The organism is Haloechinothrix sp. LS1_15, assembly GCF_033042135.1.
Taxonomy (GTDB): domain Bacteria; phylum Actinomycetota; class Actinomycetes; order Mycobacteriales; family Pseudonocardiaceae; genus Haloechinothrix.
Window position 1 is genome coordinate 317,107 of the sequence record NZ_WBXM01000001.1, and the last position, 14,305, is coordinate 331,411.

15 protein-coding genes are annotated in these 14,305 nt (G+C 68.9%); 6 read left to right on the forward strand and 9 right to left on the reverse strand.

Annotation, left to right across the window (positions count from 1 at the left end; translation table 11 throughout):
• Positions 1-13: 13 nt before the first annotated feature.
• Positions 14-2,158 (reverse strand): molybdopterin-dependent oxidoreductase, encoded by a 2,145-nt coding sequence (locus F8178_RS01490; RefSeq protein WP_317492747.1) that lies wholly within the window; start codon positions 2,156-2,158, stop codon positions 14-16.
• A gap of 179 nt (positions 2,159-2,337) precedes the next feature.
• On the opposite strand from F8178_RS01490, the gene F8178_RS01495 reads away from it, so the two are divergent.
• Entirely contained in the window at positions 2,338-2,733 is a 396-nt protein-coding gene (locus F8178_RS01495) for a VOC family protein (protein WP_317492748.1), read from the forward strand.
• Positions 2,734-2,739: 6 nt separating this feature from the next.
• On the opposite strand, the gene F8178_RS01500 is transcribed toward F8178_RS01495, so the two are convergent.
• Genes F8178_RS01500 through F8178_RS01515 form a run of 4 tightly spaced genes read right to left on the reverse strand, consistent with a single transcriptional unit; the run spans position 2,740 to position 6,360 of the window.
• Positions 2,740-3,426: a helix-turn-helix domain-containing protein gene (locus tag F8178_RS01500; protein ID WP_317492749.1), complete on the reverse strand. Its 687-nt coding sequence runs from the start codon at positions 3,424-3,426 to the stop codon at positions 2,740-2,742.
• Positions 3,427-3,470: 44 nt separating this feature from the next.
• The gene (locus F8178_RS01505) at positions 3,471-4,205 is read right to left on the reverse strand and encodes a DedA family protein (RefSeq protein WP_317492750.1); all 735 of its coding nucleotides are present in this window, start codon (positions 4,203-4,205) and stop codon (positions 3,471-3,473) included.
• On the reverse strand, positions 4,205-5,815 hold the full coding sequence (locus tag F8178_RS01510) for an MDR family MFS transporter (RefSeq protein WP_317492751.1): 1,611 nt from the start codon (positions 5,813-5,815) through the stop codon (positions 4,205-4,207). The genes F8178_RS01505 and F8178_RS01510 overlap by 1 nt, the downstream gene beginning before the upstream one ends.
• Entirely contained in the window at positions 5,812-6,360 is a 549-nt protein-coding gene (locus F8178_RS01515; protein ID WP_317492752.1) for a MarR family transcriptional regulator, read from the reverse strand. The genes F8178_RS01510 and F8178_RS01515 overlap by 4 nt, the downstream gene beginning before the upstream one ends.
• Before the next feature lie 223 nt (positions 6,361-6,583).
• On the opposite strand from F8178_RS01515, the gene F8178_RS01520 reads away from it, so the two are divergent.
• The 3 genes from F8178_RS01520 to F8178_RS01530 are packed head-to-tail and all read left to right on the forward strand — an operon-like array spanning position 6,584 to position 9,971.
• Positions 6,584-7,570 (forward strand): aldo/keto reductase, encoded by a 987-nt coding sequence (locus F8178_RS01520; RefSeq protein ID WP_317492753.1) that lies wholly within the window; start codon positions 6,584-6,586, stop codon positions 7,568-7,570.
• A gap of 50 nt (positions 7,571-7,620) precedes the next feature.
• A complete protein-coding gene (locus tag F8178_RS01525) occupies positions 7,621-8,550 on the forward strand; it encodes a DUF368 domain-containing protein (protein WP_317492754.1) in 930 nt (309 codons plus the stop codon).
• Positions 8,547-9,971: an FAD-linked oxidase C-terminal domain-containing protein gene (locus tag F8178_RS01530; protein ID WP_317492755.1), complete on the forward strand. Its 1,425-nt coding sequence runs from the start codon at positions 8,547-8,549 to the stop codon at positions 9,969-9,971. Before F8178_RS01525 ends, F8178_RS01530 begins: the two co-directional genes overlap by 4 nt.
• On the opposite strand, the gene F8178_RS01535 is transcribed toward F8178_RS01530, so the two are convergent.
• The gene (locus F8178_RS01535; protein ID WP_317492756.1) at positions 9,958-10,155 is read right to left on the reverse strand and encodes a hypothetical protein; all 198 of its coding nucleotides are present in this window, start codon (positions 10,153-10,155) and stop codon (positions 9,958-9,960) included. The two genes, F8178_RS01530 and F8178_RS01535, sit on opposite strands and share 14 nt — an antisense overlap.
• Positions 10,156-10,164: 9 nt before the next feature.
• Positions 10,165-10,743 (reverse strand): SigE family RNA polymerase sigma factor, encoded by a 579-nt coding sequence (locus F8178_RS01540; RefSeq protein ID WP_317492757.1) that lies wholly within the window; start codon positions 10,741-10,743, stop codon positions 10,165-10,167.
• A 219-nt stretch (positions 10,744-10,962) separates the two neighbouring features.
• Between F8178_RS01540 and F8178_RS01545 the strand changes: the two genes are divergently transcribed.
• The gene (locus F8178_RS01545) at positions 10,963-11,238 is read left to right on the forward strand and encodes a YciI family protein (protein ID WP_317492758.1); all 276 of its coding nucleotides are present in this window, start codon (positions 10,963-10,965) and stop codon (positions 11,236-11,238) included.
• Positions 11,239-11,311: 73 nt separating this feature from the next.
• Here the strand turns inward: F8178_RS01545 and F8178_RS01550 are convergent, their stop codons facing one another.
• Entirely contained in the window at positions 11,312-11,803 is a 492-nt protein-coding gene (locus F8178_RS01550) for a pyridoxamine 5'-phosphate oxidase family protein (protein WP_317492759.1), read from the reverse strand.
• Positions 11,804-11,897: 94 nt separating this feature from the next.
• A complete protein-coding gene (locus tag F8178_RS01555) occupies positions 11,898-12,827 on the reverse strand; it encodes an SDR family oxidoreductase (RefSeq protein ID WP_317492760.1) in 930 nt (309 codons plus the stop codon).
• 239 nt (positions 12,828-13,066) lie between these two features.
• Between F8178_RS01555 and fbaA the strand changes: the two genes are divergently transcribed.
• A complete protein-coding gene (gene fbaA, locus F8178_RS01560) occupies positions 13,067-14,098 on the forward strand; it encodes a class II fructose-bisphosphate aldolase (RefSeq protein WP_317492761.1) in 1,032 nt (343 codons plus the stop codon).
• Positions 14,099-14,305: the final 207 nt, after the last annotated feature.

Sequence of the window (14,305 nt, forward strand, 5' to 3'; positions counted from 1 at the left end):
GGAGCCCTTCGGCTCACCCCGCAGGCGCCACCTCGATCGGGATGCCGTTGAGCACGGCCGTGCCGGACAGCTCGTCCAGCAGCTGTTCGTCGGCGAGCACGTTCGAGTTCACGCCGGGATGGGCGGCGGCCACCTCGGTGCGCACACCGTCCACCCCGTGGCCCCAGCCGTGCGGCATGCTGACCACGCCCGGCGCGACGTCCTCGGTCACCTCCACCTGGGCCTCGACCGCACCCGCGCGGGAGGCGATGGTGGCGAGCCCGCCGTCGACCAGCCCCAACCGCCTCGCGTCGGTCGGGTGCACGTGCGCGGTGCACCGGTTGCTGCCGCGCACCAGCGGCTCCAGGTTGTGCATCCACGAGTTGTTCGAGCTCAGATGGCGCCTGCCGATCAGCACCATGCCGCCGTTGCGGTGCCGGGTCAGCTCCGCAGCCAGCCGCGGCACATCCCTGGTGATCGCCTCCGGGGCGAACTCGATCCGTCCGGAGGCGGTGGTCAACACCTCGGGGATGCGTGGCTGAAGCGGCCCGAGATCCACACCGTGCGGGGCGTCTTCCAGGTCGGCGAGCGTCAGCCCGTACGGCCCCGAGCGCAGCAGGATGTCGATGATCCGTTCCGGGCCCGAGCGGTCGGTGACCTCGGCGAGATCGATGCCCTTGCGCTTGGCGACCTCGCCAGCCACGAACTCGTCGAGCGCGGCGATGTCGGCGTCAGGTCCCTGCCCGGTGACGATGCCGGTCAGCCGCAGCATCGTCTGCCACTCCTGCGGCAGCTCGGGCTCCAGCGCCGCCGGGCTCCAGTTCGCCACGTTGCGGACCGCGAGCTGGTACAGCGCCACGTCGTAGTGCGGCCGTTCCAGCGGCGTCGGTCCTGGCAGGATCACGTCGGCGTGCCGGGTGGTTTCGTTGACGTAGACATCCAGCGACACCATGAAGTCCAGTTCAGGCAGCGCGCCCGCGAGCCGCTCGGCGTTCGGCGTGCTCAGGCACGGGTTGCCGCTCACCGTCAGCAGCGCCCGTACCTGCCCCTCGCCGGGGGTGAGGATCTCGTCGGCCAGCGTGGCCACCGGCACCTCGCCGAACACTTCGGGTAGCCCACGCACCCGCGTGTGCCAGCGGCCGTGCCGGAACGGCCTGCTGCTGGCAGGCAGCGCCGCCGCCGGGGCGGTGAACATCGCCCCGCCCGGCCGGTCCAGGTTTCCGGTGAGCACGTTGAGCACGTCCACCAGCCAGCTCGCCAGCGTGCCGAAGGCCTGCGTGGTGGTGCCGATCCGGCCGTAGACCGCCGCGCACTCGGCCCTGGCGAGCTCGCGGGCCATGCGGCGGATCTCGCCCGCGTCGATGCCGGTCGGCCCGGCCACGGCCTCCGGCGTGAACGGCGCCGCCAGCTCGCGCACCTCATCCAGCCCGCTGGTGTGTGCGGCGAGCGCGCCTGGCCGTGCGAGACCCTCGTCGAACAGCACGTTCGCCAGCGCGAACAGTAGCAGCGCGTCGGTGCCCGGCCGGATCGTGTGGTGCTCGTCGGCAACGGCGGCCGTGCGTGTGCGGCGCGGGTCGATCACCACCAGCTTGCCGCCGCGTTCACGGATACCGCGCAGCCGCCGCCGGACGTCCGGGGCGGTCATCAGGCTGCCGTTCGACACCAGCGGGTTCGCGCCGAGCACGAGCAGGTGCTGGGTGCGGTCGATATCCGGGACCGGGATCGTGAAGGCGTTGCCGAACAGGTAGCCGGAGGAGAAGTGCTTCGGGATCTGATCCACGGTGCCTGCGGTGTAGAAGTTCTTCGTGCCGAGTGCCCGGTACAGCGGAGGGCCGTACAGCGCGGTGGAGATGTTGTGCACCGCCGGGTTGCCCGCGTAGACGGCCACCGCGTCCGGCCCGTGCTGCTCCAGGATCGGGCGCAGCCGGGCGTCGATCTCGGCGAAGGCCTCGTCCCAGGTGGCCTCGACGAGCTCGCCGCCTCGGCGCACCAGCGGGGAGGTCAGCCGGTCGGGGTCGTGGTGCAGCGCGCCGAGCGAGGCACCCTTCGGGCAGATGTAGCCACGCGAGAACACGTCCTTCCCGTCGCCGCGTACTTCGGTGACCGTGTCACCGTCGACGGTGACGTCCAAGCCACAGGTGGCTTCACAGAGCGGGCAGGTCACGTGGGCGGTACGCATGGATCACCTCGCGGGGATGGCTGGCTGGGTGGATTCAGCCTAGGCCGTGCTGCTGGCGTCGCGTCAAGAAACGGCGAGAAAGCTGGGGTGCAGCGGTTGCCGAACGCCGCTCACCGGGGGAGTGCGAGGTGTCCGATTCGTTCAAGGTGATCCTCCGTCACGGCGCTTAGCCTCGACACATGACGATGAGGTTCAGTGCGGTCGGGTTGATCGCAGGCGACATGAAGGAAACACTCGCGTTCTACCGGTTGCTCGGGTTCGACATCCCCGCCGAGGCGGACGCCGAGGAGCACGTCGAGGTCACCGTGGCAGGCGGGGTGCGGTTGATGTGGGACTCGATGGCCACCGTGCGCACCATCGATCCCGGGTGGACACCTCCATCCGGTGGGCATCGTGCGGCGCTGGCCTTCGACTGCGGGACACCGGCCGAGGTGGATCGCGCGTACGCCGAGCTCACGGCTGCTGGCTATCCGGGCCATCACGCGCCGTGGGATGCGTTCTGGGGCCAGCGCTATGCGACCGTGACCGACCCCGACGGGAACCCGGTGGACATGTTCGCCGCGCTCCCCGGCTGATACGGCTCAGGCCACGGCCCGTGCGCCTGTCAGCTGCGCGAAGCTGGTGCCTGCCAGCTGCCGCGTCTCGCGGAGCAGGTGCGCCTGGTCGGCGTACCCGCTCCGTGTCGCGACCTCGGCTCCCGAATGCCCCGCCTTCGCCAGGCGAAGTGCTGCCTGGAAGCGCAGTATCCGCGCCAGCGTCTTGGGGCCGTAGCCGAACAGGCGAAGGCTCCAGCGGTGGAGTTGACGCTCACTCACGTTCACGTGATCAGCCACAGTGGACACAGATTCGTGGCTGGCGATCAATCGGACGATTGTCGAGGTCCGGGCGTCCGGCTGGGCGTGGCGTTGATCCAGGGCGAAGGACTCCAGACAGGCCGCCGGATCGTCCCCGTGGCCGAGGCGGTCGACGAGCCGTTTCACGGCATCCGTGGCCGCGACGTCGCGCAGCGCCTCCCGGCTGTCGCGCAGCTCGTTCGCCGGTACCGCCAGCAGTCGCGGCAACATCCCCGGCGGGAAGCGTAGTCCGGTGTACCGTTCGCCCGCGCGGGCATGCTCCCGGTACGGTCGCGAGTCCGGACCGGCGAGGACGAGCTCGCCCTTCATCCAGATCAGGTCCATACACCCGTCGGGCAGCACGTCCAACGGGCCGGAGGTGGCGCTGCACCACACCACCGCGCCCGGCACGATCGATCGCCGCTCGTTGTACACCCCGGCATCATCGCACCGGCCCCCGACAGCCGGGGCACCGCGCGTCACGCCCCGTCGGGGGAATGCTGGCCTGTGGCCCCGGTCGGAGTGACGTTGCCCCGTACGCCCTCGCTGTCCGCCACGTCGAGGGGTTCGGCGGGCCTGCGCATCTCGACGAGGTAGCGCCACACGCCCGCGACCGTGCCCACCGCGACCAGGGCGATCATCACCCACACCGCCGTCGCCTCCAGCCAGCCGGGCACCAGCCGGAGCAGGCCCGCCGCGTAGTAGCCGGCGAGCAGCACCACCGGAACCCACAGCAGGGCCGCGAGGGCGCTACCCAACGCGAACCGCCTGCGGTCCATGCCTGCGGCACCAGCGATCGGTGGGATGAGCGGACCGGCCCACGGCACCCACCGCGCGACGATCACCGCGACGATGCCGTTGCGGTCAAGGAAGGCGCGGGTGCGTTCCAGCCGATCCCGGCGCACTACGGTGCCACCTCGCCGAGCGGACACCATCGCGCCCGCCTTGTGACCGATCACGTACCCGGTGAGGTTACCCGCGAAGGCCGCCACGGTGGTCGCCGCGGCCAGCAGCCACACCTGCACGTCGGCGCCCTGCTGGGCGAGCACGACCCCGGCAGGGAACAGCAGCGTTCCCCCAGGCAGCACCAACCCGATGACCAGCCCGCACTGCACGTAGATGAAGCTGAGCACGATCAGCCACAGCATGACCGTGCCCACCCCGGCGAGCAGGTCGAAACCCATGTCGGAGTACTCCACGGTCGCCAGCGTCATTACTGATCGACTGTACTGTTCGCGCCCGCGTCGCGGGGGTTGTTCGCGTCAGCTAGTGGCAACTCGCGCAGGAAGAGAAGCAACGTGAACGCCAGGAATGCGACACCTGCCGCGACGTAGAACACCAGGCTGACCGAGGTGGAGAAACCCATCAGGTACGGCTGTGCCTCGGCGAGCGGCAGATCTTTCAGGAACGAGGAATCCCGCATGATGTCGGCCTGTCCGTTGGCCAGATCCTCGGGTGCGATCCCCAGGCTCGCCGCAGCGTCGTGGATGTTGCGGGTGAGCGTGCTGAACAGGATCGACAGGAACACCGCCACGCCGAGCGTGCCCCCGATCTGCCGGAAGAACGTGGCCGAGGCCGTGGATACGCCCATGTCCGAACGAGGTCCGGCGTTCTGCGCGGTGATCACCAGCGTCTGCAGGCATCCGCCCAGCCCGAGCCCGATGGTCGCCATCGCCACCAGCGGGTGCCACAGCGGACTGTCCCAACTCACCTGCGCGAACAGCAACGATCCGACCGCGATCGTCGCCGTGCCGGTCACCGGCAACACCTTGTACCGGCCGGTCGCCGCGATGACCCGACCGGTGATGAGAGTGCCTGTCATGATCCCGGCCATCATCGGTACCGCGAGCAACCCGGCCTGGGTGGGGCTGTAACCGTGCACGATTTGCAGGTACTGCGGGATGAGTGAGACGGACCCGAACATCCCGACGCCCACCAGGGTGCTGCCGACGATGGCCACACTGAACGTGGAGTTGCGGAACAACCGCATCGGGATCAGCGCGGCGTCGCCCATCCGCAGCTCAGTCCGGATGAACAGCGCTATACCGGTGACGGTGATGATGTAGCAGGCGATCGCCGGAGCCGAATCCCAGCCCCACACGCGCCCCTGCTCGGCGACGAGCAGCAGCGGGAACACCGCGCTGGCGAGGCTCGCCGCGCCGCGCCAGTCGATACGGTGCTGTTGCCGGGTGTGGGGCACGTTGAGCACCTTGAACACCACGAACAGCGCGATGACCCCGATAGGGAGGTTGATGCCGAACACCCACCGCCAGCCGTCGACGCCCGCGATGCTGTCGATGCCCGCGAACAACCCGCCGAGCACCGGACCGAGCACGCTGGCCAGTGCGAACATGGCCACGATGTAGCCCTGGTACCGGGCACGCTGGCGCGGCGCCACGATGTCGCCGATGATCGTGATCGACAGCGACATGAGCCCGCCGCCGCCGAGCCCCTGCACCGCACGGAAAGCGGCCAGGCTGTACATGGACTGGGCGAGCATGCAGGCAAGCGAGCCGGTCAGGAAGATGAGGATGGCGATCAGGAACAGCGGCTTGCGGCCGTAGATGTCGGAGAGCTTGCCGTAGATAGGGGTGGCGATCGTGGCCGCGATCAGGTACGCGGTCGTCGCCCAGGCCTGCATGCTCAGACCCTGCAAGTCGTCGGCGATCACTCGGATGGCAGTGGACAGGATGGTGCTGTCCAGCGCCGCCATGAACATGCCCATGAGCAGGCCGGACAGCACGGTCAAGATCTGCTTGTGGCTCAGCGGCGAGTACCAGGCTTCGTGCGCGCCACCATCCTGGCGGGAATGGGTCGTGGTCACCGGTCGTTACCCCCGCCTGCCTCTCCGCTAGTAGCGGGCCTGTCGGCGCCGTCGACCAGCGGCACCGCGTTGAGATCGTTGTCGAGCAGGTCGGAGTTCAGCCGGTCGAGCAGCCTGATCAGATGCTCGACATCGGCCGGATCCCACTCGCGAACCGTGGCGGCGAGCCACCGGTTCCGTGCCGCTCGCGCCCCCTCGTAGACCCGCAATCCCTTGTCAGTCGGAGCCAGCAGGCAGGCGCGGCCGTCGTCGGGATCGGCCTGCCGTTGGAGCAGCCCGTGCTGCACCAGCACGCCGGTCTGCCTGCTCACCGTGGAGATCTCGGTGTGAAGCAGCTCTGCCAGCGCCGAGGTGCGTTGCGGCCCGGAACGTACCAGCGTGCCCAGGATGGCGAAGGTGCCCTGCTCGATGCCGTCGGGTTGCGCCTTGGCCAGCTGCGCCGTGGCCCGGTTCAGCAGCCGCACGAACCGGATGAGCTGGGTACCCAGCGCATCGGCGGTGTCGAGGTCCTCGTGGTTGGAGGCCTGTTGCGCTGTCGATGCCATGGCGTCGTCCTCGTCCAGAAAGCTTCTTGTCCTCAACAACTAGTTGAGCGATACAAGTATATGCACCACGTTGCCGTCACGCCATCGGGTGTGGCACATGACGCGACCGGGAGCGTAGACGCCCGGCCGCACCTAGCATGGCCAGCGGAAAGCCTGGCGTGCACGCGAGAGCCGGCCGGGCACGTGCCGACAGCAACCACAGGAGACCACGACAAGGAGAGCTGTGCGTATCACGTCGCTGCTACCGGGAACACTGGGATTCGGCACCGCACCGCTGGGCAACATGTTCCGTGCGATCAGCGAGGACGAAGCCGCCGCCACCGTCGAGGCGGCATGGTATGAGGGCGTGCGGTACTTCGACACTGCCCCGTTCTACGGGGCCGGGCTTTCCGAGATCCGGCTCGGCGCGGTCCTGTCGGAGCGGCCGCGCACCGACTACGTGCTCAGCACCAAGGTAGGCAGGCTGGTGCTGGACGAGACCGAGAGCAAGGACGGGCTGTTCGCCGAAGGGCGCCCCAACAAGGTGCTCGACGACTACACCGCTGACGGTGCCCTCCGTTCGATCGAGGACAGCCTCAAGCGGCTGGGGACCGACCGGCTGGACGTCGTCTGGGTACACGACGTGGCGCAGGACTTCCACGGCGACAACTGGCTGCACGTGTTCGAAACCGCGCGGACCGGCGCGTTCCGGGCACTGACCCGGTTACGGGAGGAGGGAGTCATCGGCGCATGGGGCCTTGGCGTCAACCGGGTCGAACCGTGCGAGCTGACGCTGGAACTGGACGAACCGCAGCCCGACGGTTTCCTGCTCGCCGGGCGCTACACCCTCCTCGACCACGCCCGCGCCCTACAGCGCCTGCTGCCCACCGCCACCGAACAGGGCGCCGAACTGGTGATCGGCGGGCCGTACAGTTCCGGCGTGCTCGCGGGCGGCAGGCACTTCGAGTACCAGGAGGCCTCCCGCGAGGTGCTGGACACCGTGGAACGCCTCAGGGCCATCGCCGCTCGGTACGATGTGGACCTCAAAGCGGCCGCGTTGCAGTTCCCACTGGCCCATCCCGCTGTGGCCGCGGTGATTCCCGGCGCCTCACGGCCGACCCGCATCGGCGAGGACGTCGCGGCCTCCCGCGCCACCATTCCCCCGGAGTTCTGGGACGCCCTCCGGCGGGACGGCCTGCTGGCCGCCGACGCGCCGGTGCCCGCGTCCTGAAGGAGGCGGGACGCTCCGGCGCCTCACGGGGCGGGTCGTAGGCTGGGCGCGTGGCGAAATCCGCGGGCACTCACTTGTTCAACGCGTTCCGAGGCGGCCTTATCGGCACCGCCGAAGTGGTTCCCGGCGTTTCCGGCGGGACGGTCGCGCTGATCGTGGGCATCTACGACCGCCTGATCATCTCCGCCGGGCATGTGGTCAGCGGGCTGAGAATCACCGCGACAGACCTGGCGCGAGGCAGGGGCGCCGCGCGGGCGGGCGCGGAGTTCCGCAGGGCGGACTGGCCGGTGGTGCTCGCCGCGCTCGCCGGGATGGCGGTGGCCATCGTGCTCGCCGCCCGGCTACTCGCGCCCGCGGTGGAGAACCACCCGCAGTACGCCTACGCGGTGTTCTTCGGGCTCGTGCTGGCCGGGCTGTGGGTGCCCTACCGCGGCTCCGGCAGGCGCTGGTCGCCGGTGCACTACCTGCTGGCGCTGGCGGTGGGCGCGGCGGCGTTCGTGCTCACCGGGCTGCCGCCGACCGAGGTGAGACCGAACCCGCTGATCGTGGTGCTCGCCGCGGCAGTGGCGGTCAGCGCTCTGGTGCTGCCCGGGGTGTCCGGCTCGTTCCTGCTGCTGACCTTCGGGCTGTACACCGCGACGTTGAACGCCGTGAACGACGGCGACGTGGCGTACCTGGCCACGTTCGCGTTCGGCGCGTTCGTCGGTCTGGCGCTGTTCGTGAAGTTGCTGCAGTGGCTGCTGGAACATCACCACCACGTCACGCTGGTGGTGATGACCGGTCTGATGGCCGGTTCGCTGCGCGCGCTGTGGCCATGGCAGCCGTGGGAGGCCGAGGAGCGTACGCTGCTCGCTCCGACCGGTGACGTGGCCGCCACCATCGGGCTCATGGTCGTCGGTGCCGTGATCGTCGCGAGTGCGCTGATCGCGGCGAATGTGATGCAGACGCGCCGCGCAGCTGCCACTACCGTGGAGGCATGACCACCGAGCTGCTGGAGCGGTTGCGGGCCGACGTCGGTACCGACGCCGTGATGACCGACGACGATGTGATGGGTAGCTACTCGCGCGACATGATGCCGCTGGCCCCGTCGGGACAGCCGCTCGCGGTCGTCATGCCCCGCGACGTCGAGGGCGTGCAAGCCTGCGTGCGGGCCTGCGCCGACACCGGAGTGCCGATCGTGCCGCGCGGCGCGGGCAGCGGGCTGACCGGGGCCGCCAACGCCATCGACGGTTGCGTCGTGTTGGTCACCACCCGGCTCAACGAGATCGTGGAGATCGACGCCGCGAACCGGCTCGCCGTGGTACAGCCCGGGGTGGTCAACCTCGACTTCCGGGAGTCCGTCAGCAAGCGCGGCCTGTTCTACCCGCCCGACCCGTCCAGCTACGACTGGTGCACGATCGGCGGTAACCTCGCAACCAACGCGGGTGGGCTGTGCTGCGTGAAGTACGGCGTCACCACCGACTCGGTGCTGGGGCTGGAGGTGGTGCTCGCCGACGGCTCGCTGCTGCGCACCGGCCGCCGCACGGTGAAGGGCGTGGCGGGCTACGACCTCGCGAAGCTGTTCATCGGCAGCGAGGGCACCCTCGGCGTGATCACCCAGGCCACGGTGAGCCTGCGCCCGCTGCCGCAGGCACCGAGCACGCTCGTCGCCAGCTTCGCAGGCACCGAGGCCGCCGGAGACGCAGTGCGCCGCATCGTCGGTGAAGGGTTGGTGCCCTCGCTGATGGAGATTATGGATGCCTCCTCCATCGCCGCCGCCGAGGACTACCTGCGCACCGACTTGGGGACCGGTGACGACTGTCAGGCGTTGCTGCTGTGCCAGACCGACTCCGGCGGCGAGGTGGCGCGCCGTGAGATCACCGCACTCGAGCAGATGTGTGCCGACGCAGGCGCCACCATGACGTACTCGACCGACGACCTCGCCGAGGGCAACATGCTGCTTGAGGCGCGACGGGTGGTGTTGACGGCGCTGGAGATGTACGGCACCTGGCTCACCGACGACGTCGCCGTGCCGCGCACCCGGATCGCCGAACTGATTTCCGGGTGCCAGCGGATCAGCGAGGAGGTCGGGCTGCGCGTCGCCGTGGTGGGTCACGCGGGTGACGGGAACATGCACCCAACGATCGTGTACGACCCTGCGGACCCGGACGAGACCGCCCGCGCGCACCGGGCGTTCGACGACATCCTCACCGTCGGCCTGTCGCTGGGTGGCACCGTCACCGGCGAGCACGGCATCGGCAAGATCAAGCAGGACTGGCTGGAGCGGGAGATCGGACCGGTCGGGATGCGGGTGCACCGGCAGATCAAGGCGGCGCTCGACCCGCACAACCTGTTCAACCCGAACTCGATGTTCTCCCTGCGGGAACCCGCCACCGCGGGGGAATCCGTCACAGCAGGGTGATCAGTGCCGCGACGACTCCGCTGAGCAGGCCGAACGCGCCGCAGATCAGCAGCGCCACAAGGATGCCGACCTTGCGTCGCTGGTCGGGCGTCGCTGCGGGCTCCGGACCGTAGGTCGCTCGTTCGGCGTGTGCCTGCAGCGCCTCGCTTACCAGGGACTCGCGTTCGTGCGGGGATTCGGACATGGGGTGTGGTCAGGTCGTGTTCTGCTGCATGGTCCGCTGCAACGCCTCGAGGGCGCGGCTAGCCGTGGACTTGACGGTACCTCGGGAGATGCCGGTGGCTTCGGAGATCTCCGCTTCGGACAGCCCACCGTAGTAGCGCAGCACCAGCACCTCGCGTTGCCTGCGCGGTAGGGCGGCGAGCGCGTCGACCACGGCCTGATGCTCGCTGCTGAGCATCGCGATGCTCTCCGCCGAGCGCGAGGTCACCCCGTGGGGCGCCACGTACTCTCGCGCGGTCTTGCGTTTGCGCAGCACGCTGCGGGATCGGTTGACCACTGCCGAGCGCAGGTAGCCCAGCGCGGCCGCGGAGTCGCGCAGCTGCGACCACCTCCGGTACAGCCCGGCGAAGGATTCCTGCACCACGTCCTCGGCGACGCCCTGGTCGTCCACCAGCAGCACCGCCAGCCGCACGAGCTGCATGCGGTGCTTCCGGTACAGGTCCTCGAGTGTGAGCGGCCCGGCGGGCTCCGCGTGCGGATCGGGGGCGTCGATCGCGCGCAGATGCCCGAGTGTTCGCTCCACGGACCGTTCCGCACTACGCTCCTGCACCCGACCCAGCCTAGCGGTTGCGCCGCCATCCCGCCCCTCTCCCGCCCCGCCCGCACCGCCTGCAGGAGCTGGCGCTACGCGCCCGGAGCTGGTTGCGCGGACGGCACCACGTTCGGGGGTGGCGGTTGCGAGCCGAAGGGGCCCTTCGGCTCGCAACCGCACGGGAGATCCGGCGCGGTACCGTCACGGCGCACACCGAAGTTCCGCAGGGAGGCGTCAATGGCGTGGTACTTGGTCGAGATCCAGTACGTGCAGGACAAGCTGGCCGAGGTGCGTCCGAGGCACCGGGAGTTCGTGCGCGAGCTGGCCGAGCAGGGCCGGGTGGCGGTGGCGGGCCCGCTGGCCGACGACTCGGGCGGCATCATGCTGGTGCAGGCCGATGACTTGGACGATCTGCACGCCGTGATCGACACCGACCCGTACTACACCGAGGACGCGATCGCGCACCGCTCGATCCGCGAGTACAAGCCCGTGCTCGGTTCCTGGGTGCCGTGATGGTGTGCGAGCCGAAGGGCCACTTCGGTGCACGATATGTACTCAAGGACCCCTTCGGCTCGCAACCCGCGCGTCAGTAGGCGCCGCCGAGCTTGCTGTGGTCCCAGCTGATGATTTTCGTCGGGGTGAACACCAGGCCGGTGCGTTTGGTCGCCTGTACCCGCAGTATCTCGAGAAAGTCCTCGCCGATCTCGGCCTCGGGGCCGCCGAGGGTGTAGCGGCGCATCAGGTCGGCACCGATGGCCAGCGCCCGGTCGTCATCGTCGATGAGCTCGACGTCGGTTTCCATCGACACCCCACGGAGCTCCTCGTAGTCCTTGCCTGACTCGACCAGCAGTGTGGCCTGCGCCAGCCTGCGCAGGTTGGCCACCTTCTGGGACTTGCCGTAGGTCCACGTCTCGATGCGCACACCGTCGTCACCGTCGCCGTCCTTCGGCACGTACCACAACGGCGTCAGGTGTGGCCTACCGTTCGGTCCCATCGTGGCGACGTTGATCACCCGTTGTTCTGTGAGGAAATCACGGACCTCGGGTGGGCTCATCCGAATCTGGTCACGGCGGGACATGCGGCCTCCTCGACACCGACGCGCTTTCCGTCTCGGGTGGGGGAGCTGAACGTCACGTTCAGCTCCCCCACCCGAGCAAACGTTTGGTGCGAGGTTACCGGGTCGAGTCGCGGAGCGTCGCGGCGCGGCCGCCGTGGCCGGTGATCGCGGCCTCGGTGGCGCCGCGGCGAGCGATGTCCTCAAGGGCCTCGCGATCGGCTTCGGGCACGCCCTGGAACCGCCCGCCGAGCTCGATGACCGGCGGTAGGAAGGAGCGGATCAGCTTCAGCGCACCCACCCAGCGCGGGACGTGGATCGTCCGTGCCCGCCGCAGGATGCCACGTTCCAGGTGATCCAGCGCGACCTCCAGCGGGTAGGTCTTGCCGAGCAGCCCGGGCATACCCGCGCGCAGCTTGCCGAACACCGGGTGCGCGTCGGCGCTGTCCACCAGGTCGGTCTTGATCCAGGTCGGGTGTGCCACCCCGACCTTCACCCCGAGGTGGGCCAGCTCGGCGCGCATGCTGTTGGACAGCGCCTCGACCCCGGCCTTGGCCGCGGCGTAGTTCGCCATCCCGGGGGCGTGGGTGATCGCGGCCAGCGAGGACACCGTCAGCAGGTACCCCTCGCGCTTGAGCACATGCGGCATTGCCACGCGGAAGGTTCGCCACACCCCGAGCAGGTCGACCTCGATCACCTTCTCGAAGGCGCTCACATCGATCGAACGAGCGAAGCCCGTGGTCGCGATGCCTGCGTTCGCCACGACGATATCGATCCCGCCGAAGCGTTCCACCACACCAGCCGTGGCCTGCTCGAGATCGTCCCAGCTGGTGACATCGGCCGTCCACGAAGCGGCATTAGGTCCGATGCGGTCGGCCACCGCCTGTTGCTCCTCGGGTTCCAGTCCGACGAGAGCGACCTTCGCGCCGCGGGCGGCGAAGCGTTCGGCCAGTCCCGCGCCGATGCCGCGCGCGGCTCCGGTGATCAGTACGACCTTGCCCTCGACGGAGCCTGGTCGCCGCAGCGCGGCGAGCGGGTTGAACGGCATGGTGCCTCCAGCTGATGAGCGATGCGGAACGGCCGCTGTAGCACAGCAGCATAACTTACTCGAAGTAATATAACCACAGGTAACTGTTACTCGAGTTCACGACTGGCTTGCTTGCCGCTCCTGCCGATACGGGCGGTGTCACGATCGTGGCGGCTTCGTAGGATGGCAACCAGAGACCCCAGTGCCGCAGTGCATGCGGTGCTCGCTGCACCACAGTCCAGCCGCGAGGAGGAGCAACGATGCCCATCGCCACGCCCGAGGTATACAACGAGATGCTCGACCGCGCGAAAGCGCAGGAGTTCGCCTACCCGGCCATCAACGTCACCTCCTCGGAAACCCTCAATGCGGCGATCAGGGGGTTCGCCGAGGCCGAAAGTGACGGCATCGTCCAGGTCTCCACCGGCGGCGCCGAGTTCGCCTCCGGCCAGAAGGTCAAGGACATGGTCACCGGCGCGACGGCGCTGGCCGAGTACGCCCACATCGTCGCCGAGAAGTACCCGGTCAACATCGCGCTGCACACCGACCACTGCCCGGAGGACAAGCTGGACGGCTTCGTCCGACCGCTGCTTGAGATCAGCCAGGAGCGCGTCAACCGCGGTCAGAACCCGCTGTTCCAGTCCCACATGTGGGACGGTTCGGCCATCGATCTGGAGGAGAACCTGCGGATCGGCGCCGAGCTGTTGGAAAAGGCCAAGGCCGCCAAGATCATTCTCGAGGTGGAGATCGGCGTCGTCGGTGGTGAAGAGGACGGCGTCGCCAACGACATCAACGAGAAGCTCTACACCGCCGAGGGCGACTTCGTCCGCACCGTCGAGGAGCTGGGCGCTGGCGAGAAGGGTCGCTACATGCTCGCCGCCACCTTCGGCAACGTGCACGGTGTCTACAAACCGGGCAACGTCAAGCTCCGGCCCGAGATCCTCAAGCGCGGCCAGGAGGTCGCCGCCGAGAAACTCGGCCTGCCCGCCGGGTCCAAGCCGTTCGAGCTGGTGTTCCACGGCGGGTCCGGCTCGCTGCTCTCGGAGATCCACGAGGCGGTTTCCTACGGCGTCATCAAGATGAACGTCGACACCGACACCCAGTACGCTTACTCCCGCGCCATCGCCGACCACTTCTTCCGCAACTACGATGGCGTGCTCAAGGTCGACGGCGAGGTCGGCAACAAGAAGACCTACGACCCGCGCAGCTACCTCAAGCAGGCCGAGGGCTCGATGGCCGAGCGTGTCGTCAAGGCGGCCGAGGACCTCAAGTCGGCCGGTAAGAAGTTGAGCTGACCGCAAGCTCGTGGCGTCGGGGTGGGGCCACTGCCGGGCCACATCCCGGCGCCGTACGAAACGGGAACGACCCGGAGGGGAGAATTTCCGCGATGATGCCGAAGCGACTGGTCGCCGGGGTACTTGCGGCGGCACTGGTGCTGTCGACGGCCAGCGTGGTCGTGACCATGCTCCTCTGAAGCGCCTGGTGAGCCTCCCCGGGGTACT

Excerpts from the sequence above, each read along its gene's own strand:
- F8178_RS01490 (WP_317492747.1), bottom strand. The coding sequence starts at position 2,158 with ATGCGTACCGCCCACGTGACCTGCCCGCTCTGTGAAGCCACCTGTGGC.
- F8178_RS01495 (WP_317492748.1), top strand. The coding sequence starts at position 2,338 with ATGACGATGAGGTTCAGTGCGGTCGGGTTGATCGCAGGCGACATGAAG.
- F8178_RS01505 (WP_317492750.1), bottom strand. The coding sequence starts at position 4,205 with ATGACGCTGGCGACCGTGGAGTACTCCGACATGGGTTTCGACCTGCTC.
- F8178_RS01515 (WP_317492752.1), bottom strand. The coding sequence starts at position 6,360 with ATGGCATCGACAGCGCAACAGGCCTCCAACCACGAGGACCTCGACACC.
- F8178_RS01530 (WP_317492755.1), top strand. The coding sequence starts at position 8,547 with ATGACCACCGAGCTGCTGGAGCGGTTGCGGGCCGACGTCGGTACCGAC.
- F8178_RS01535 (WP_317492756.1), bottom strand. The coding sequence starts at position 10,155 with ATGTCCGAATCCCCGCACGAACGCGAGTCCCTGGTAAGCGAGGCGCTG.
- F8178_RS01545 (WP_317492758.1), top strand. The coding sequence starts at position 10,963 with ATGGCGTGGTACTTGGTCGAGATCCAGTACGTGCAGGACAAGCTGGCC.
- F8178_RS01550 (WP_317492759.1), bottom strand. The coding sequence starts at position 11,803 with ATGTCCCGCCGTGACCAGATTCGGATGAGCCCACCCGAGGTCCGTGAT.
- F8178_RS01555 (WP_317492760.1), bottom strand. The coding sequence starts at position 12,827 with ATGCCGTTCAACCCGCTCGCCGCGCTGCGGCGACCAGGCTCCGTCGAG.
- fbaA (WP_317492761.1), top strand. The coding sequence starts at position 13,067 with ATGCCCATCGCCACGCCCGAGGTATACAACGAGATGCTCGACCGCGCG.